This window comes from Flavobacterium cucumis, assembly GCF_900148835.1.
Taxonomy (GTDB): Bacteria; Bacteroidota; Bacteroidia; order Flavobacteriales; family Flavobacteriaceae; genus Flavobacterium; species Flavobacterium cucumis.
Genome location: NZ_FRYK01000009.1, coordinates 1 through 5,321 on the forward strand (window position 1 = coordinate 1; position 5,321 = coordinate 5,321).

Below are 5,321 nucleotides of genomic sequence, written 5' to 3' on the forward strand. Positions count from 1 at the left end.
CTAAAAGCCTTGTGGGAACGAAAAAGATTTCTACTTTTGCACCCGCATTAGAGCAGAAGTTCACACACAAACTGGAGAATTAAACAAGTCAAAAAAACTTCAAAAAAAGTTAAAAAAAGATTTGGATAATAGAAAGTAAAGTTAGTATCTTTGCCGACCCGAAACGAAAGAATTGGGATGTACAAGTTCTTAAAAATATTGGGTGAGTGGTCAGGAAAAAATAATCAAAAAATTTTTTCAAAAAAGCTTGCCAGATTAAAAAAGAGTTGTACTTTTGCACCCGCTAACTGAAACAGTAGCGAATAAAAAAAGAATGACACGTTCATAGACATATTGAATTGACAGCACAAAATTACAGCGATGTAATTTTGAAGATAAGAGAGAGTAAGATTTTTCGAGTAAATTGAAAACAACCTAGCGACTTTAATCGAATAAAACGAGATAGATTTATCTATCAAACAACATACGATGAAGAGTTTGATCCTGGCTCAGGATGAACGCTAGCGGCAGGCCTAACACATGCAAGTCGAGGGGTAGAACACTTCGGTGTTTGAGACCGGCGCACGGGTGCGTAACGCGTATGCAATCTACCTTATACAGGGGAATAGCCCAGAGAAATTTGGATTAATGCCCCATGGTATTATAGAGTGGCATCACTTTATAATTAAAGTTCCAACGGTATAAGATGAGCATGCGTCCCATTAGTTAGTTGGTAAGGTAACGGCTTACCAAGACGATGATGGGTAGGGGTCCTGAGAGGGAGATCCCCCACACTGGTACTGAGACACGGACCAGACTCCTACGGGAGGCAGCAGTGAGGAATATTGGTCAATGGTCGCAAGACTGAACCAGCCATGCCGCGTGCAGGAAGACGGTCCTATGGATTGTAAACTGCTTTTATACAGGAAGAAACCCTCCCACGTGTGGGAGCTTGACGGTACTGTAGGAATAAGGATCGGCTAACTCCGTGCCAGCAGCCGCGGTAATACGGAGGATCCAAGCGTTATCCGGAATCATTGGGTTTAAAGGGTCCGTAGGCGGCCTTATAAGTCAGTGGTGAAATCCCATCGCTCAACGATGGAACTGCCATTGATACTGTAGGGCTTGAATTATTGTGAAGTAACTAGAATATGTAGTGTAGCGGTGAAATGCTTAGATATTACATGGAATACCAATTGCGAAGGCAGGTTACTAACAATTGATTGACGCTGATGGACGAAAGCGTGGGGAGCGAACAGGATTAGATACCCTGGTAGTCCACGCCGTAAACGATGGATACTAGCTGTTCGGAGCAATCTGAGTGGCTAAGCGAAAGTGATAAGTATCCCACCTGGGGAGTACGCACGCAAGTGTGAAACTCAAAGGAATTGACGGGGGCCCGCACAAGCGGTGGAGCATGTGGTTTAATTCGATGATACGCGAGGAACCTTACCAGGGCTTAAATGTAGATTGACAGGACTGGAAACAGTTTTTTCTTCGGACAATTTACAAGGTGCTGCATGGTTGTCGTCAGCTCGTGCCGTGAGGTGTCAGGTTAAGTCCTATAACGAGCGCAACCCCTGTCGTTAGTTGCCAGCGAGTCAAGTCGGGAACTCTAACGAGACTGCCAGTGTAAACTGTGAGGAAGGTGGGGATGACGTCAAATCATCACGGCCCTTACGTCCTGGGCCACACACGTGCTACAATGGTAGGTACAGAGAGCAGCCACTGCGCGAGCAGGAGCGAATCTACAAAACCTATCTCAGTTCGGATCGGAGTCTGCAACTCGACTCCGTGAAGCTGGAATCGCTAGTAATCGGATATCAGCCATGATCCGGTGAATACGTTCCCGGGCCTTGTACACACCGCCCGTCAAGCCATGGAAGCTGGGGGTGCCTGAAGTCGGTGACCGCAAGGAGCTGCCTAGGGTAAAACTAGTAACTAGGGCTAAGTCGTAACAAGGTAGCCGTACCGGAAGGTGCGGCTGGAACACCTCCTTTCTAGAGAAGATTAAAACGTTAGGTTTTGGTTGAAAGGAAGATATTACTCTCGCTGTTAATTTAAAAAATAAGAATAAGCAAAGAAAACAGAGTCTCGTAGCTCAGCTGGTTAGAGTACTACACTGATAATGTAGGGGTCGGCAGTTCGAGTCTGCCCGGGACTACTATTTTAAGCTTGTTTAAAGGAAATTTTAGAGGTTGAGTAGCCGTTTGAAGTACTGTTAACTGATAACTGTTAACGAAAACACTAAAACAACGGGGGATTAGCTCAGCTGGCTAGAGCGCCTGCCTTGCACGCAGGAGGTCATCGGTTCGACTCCGATATTCTCCACGATTCCGAAAGGAAAATAGTTCATTGACATATTGAGATAAAATACATTTAAAAAGTAGAAAGTACAGTAGATGTGTAGTAATACACATTTATAAAGAAAGTCCTAGTTTTATTTATAAAATTAGGCGGCACATAAGCAAAATAAGGGCGTATGGGGGATGCCTTGGCTCTCAGAGGCGATGAAGGACGTGATAAGCTGCGAAAAGCTACGGGGATTGGCACACACGAATTGATCCGTAGATATCCGAATGGGGCAACCCAATGCATTGAAGATGCATTACCCGATAGGGGGCAAACCCGCTGAACTGAAACATCTAAGTAGGCGGAGGAGAAGAAAACAAAAGTGATTCCGTAAGTAGTGGCGAGCGAACGCGGATTAGCCCAAACCAGAGTTGTTACGGCAATTTTGGGGTTGTAGGACCACGATATTCTATGCGGATTGAACCGGAATAACCTGGAAAGGTTAACCAGAGAGGGTGATAGTCCTGTATGGGTAAGAGAAGATATAGATAGTGGTATCCTGAGTAGCGCGGGGCACGTGAAACCCTGTGTGAATTTGGCGGGACCATCCGCTAAGGCTAAATACTCCTGAGAGACCGATAGTGAACCAGTACCGTGAGGGAAAGGTGAAAAGAACCGTGAATAACGGAGTGAAATAGATCCTGAAACCATACGCTTACAAGCGGTCGGAGCCCTTTCGTGGGGTGACGGCGTGCCTTTTGCATAATGAGCCTACGAGTTACCGTTGCTGGCAAGGATAAGCACTTCAGGTGTGGATCCGTAGCGAAAGCGAGTCTGAATAGGGCGCTTTAGTCAGTAATGGTAGACGCGAAACCGTGTGATCTACCCATGGGCAGGATGAAGCTGTGGTAACACATAGTGGAGGTCCGAACCGGTTGACGTTGAAAAGTCTTCGGATGACCTGTGGGTAGGGGTGAAAGGCCAATCAAACTCGGAAATAGCTCGTACTCCCCGAAATGCATTTAGGTGCAGCGCTGGGTATAAGTTATATAGAGGTAGAGCTACTGATTGGATGCGGGGGCTTCACCGCCTACCAATTCCTGACAAACTCCGAATGCTATATAATGTTTACCAGCAGTGAGGGCATGGGTGCTAAGGTCCATGTCCGAGAGGGAAAGAACCCAGACCATCAGCTAAGGTCCCCAAATGTATGCTAAGTTGAAAAAACGAGGTTTGTCTGCCCAGACAGCTAGGATGTTGGCTTGGAAGCAGCCATTCATTTAAAGAGTGCGTAACAGCTCACTAGTCGAGCGGACGAGCATGGATAATAATCGGGCATAAGCATACTACCGAAGCTATGGATTTGTAGTAATACAAGTGGTAGGGGAGCATTCTAAACTGGGTCGAAGGAGTGATGTGAGTCATTCTGGACTGTTTAGAAAAGAAAATGTAGGCATAAGTAACGATAATGCGGGCGAGAAACCCGCACACCGAAAAACTAAGGTTTCCGCAGCTATGCTAATCAGCTGCGGGTTAGTCGGGTCCTAAGGCGAACCCGAAAGGGACAGTCGATGGCCAACGGGTTAATATTCCCGTACTACTTATAATTGTGATGGAGAGACGCAGTGGTGAAAGTACCGCGAACTGACGGAATAGTTCGTTAAAGCACTTAGCTATAGGCCCGGTAGGCAAATCCGCTGGGACTGGTGAAATGCGATAGTACTCAGAGTCTTCGGACAACGAGATAGTGTACCTAAAGGCTGCCAAGAAAATCTTCTAAACTTAGATTATAAGTACCCGTACCGTAAACCGACACAGGTAGTTGAGGAGAGAATCCTAAGGTGCTCGAGAGATTCATGGCTAAGGAATTAGGCAAAATAGACCTGTAACTTCGGGAGAAAGGTCGCCAGCAGCAATGTTGGCCGCAGTGAAAAGATCCAGGCGACTGTTTATCAAAAACACAGGGCTCTGCAAAATCGTAAGATGAAGTATAGGGCCTGACACCTGCCCGGTGCTTGAAGGTTAAGTGGAGATGTTATCTTCGGAGAAGCATTGAAATGAAGCCCAAGTAAACGGCGGCCGTAACTATAACGGTCCTAAGGTAGCGAAATTCCTTGTCGGGTAAGTTCCGACCTGCACGAATGGTGTAACGATCTGGATACTGTCTCAGCCATGAGCTCGGTGAAATTGTAGTAGCGGTGAAGATGCCGCTTACCCGCAGTGGGACGAAAAGACCCTGTGCACCTTTACTATAGCTTAATATTGACCTTGGACACGTGATGTGTAGGATAGGTGGGAGACTGTGAAGTGGCGTCGCTAGGCGTTGTGGAGTCATTGTTGAAATACCACCCTTTGCTTGTCTGAGGCCTAACTCCGAATATCGGAGGACATTGTTTGGTGGGTAGTTTGACTGGGGTGGTCGCCTCCAAAAGAGTAACGGAGGCTTCTAAAGGTTCCCTCAGCACGCTTGGTAACCGTGCGTAGAGTGCAATGGCATAAGGGAGCTTGACTGAGAGACATACAGGTCGATCAGGTACGAAAGTAGAGCATAGTGATCCGGTGGTTCCGCATGGAAGGGCCATCGCTCAAAGGATAAAAGGTACGCCGGGGATAACAGGCTGATCTCCCCCAAGAGCTCATATCGACGGGGGGGTTTGGCACCTCGATGTCGGCTCGTCACATCCTGGGGCTGGAGAAGGTCCCAAGGGTTGGGCTGTTCGCCCATTAAAGTGGCACGCGAGCTGGGTTCAGAACGTCGTGAGACAGTTCGGTCTCTATCTACTGTGGGCGTTAGAAATTTGAGTGGATCTGATTCTAGTACGAGAGGACCGAATTGGACTAACCGCTGGTGTATCTGTTGTTCCGCCAGGAGCACTGCAGAGTAGCTACGTTGGGAAGGGATAAGCGCTGAAAGCATATAAGCGCGAAACCCACCACAAGATGAGATTTCTTTTAAGGGTCCTAGAAGATGACTAGGTCGATAGGCTATAGATGTAAAGGCAGTAATGTCATAGTCGAGTAGTACTAATAACCCGTTAGCTTATGTACAA

The 5,321-nt window shown here is 47.0% G+C and carries 2 tRNA genes and 2 rRNA genes; all 4 read left to right on the forward strand.

The features are described 5' to 3' along the window. Window positions 1–465 precede the first annotated feature (465 nt). The 4 genes from BUE95_RS13420 (at window position 466) to BUE95_RS13435 (ending at window position 5,319) form a co-directional block, all read left to right on the forward strand. Window positions 466–1,979 (forward strand): 16S ribosomal RNA (locus BUE95_RS13420). Window positions 1,980–2,069: 90 nt separating this feature from the next. After that, a tRNA-Ile gene (locus BUE95_RS13425) sits at window positions 2,070–2,143 on the forward strand. 93 nt (window positions 2,144–2,236) lie between these two features. Then, window positions 2,237–2,310, forward strand: a tRNA-Ala gene (locus BUE95_RS13430). A gap of 130 nt (window positions 2,311–2,440) precedes the next feature. Next, window positions 2,441–5,319 (forward strand): 23S ribosomal RNA (locus tag BUE95_RS13435). Together the 16S and 23S rRNA genes with 2 tRNA genes alongside form the textbook arrangement of a ribosomal RNA operon. Window positions 5,320–5,321: the final 2 nt, after the last annotated feature.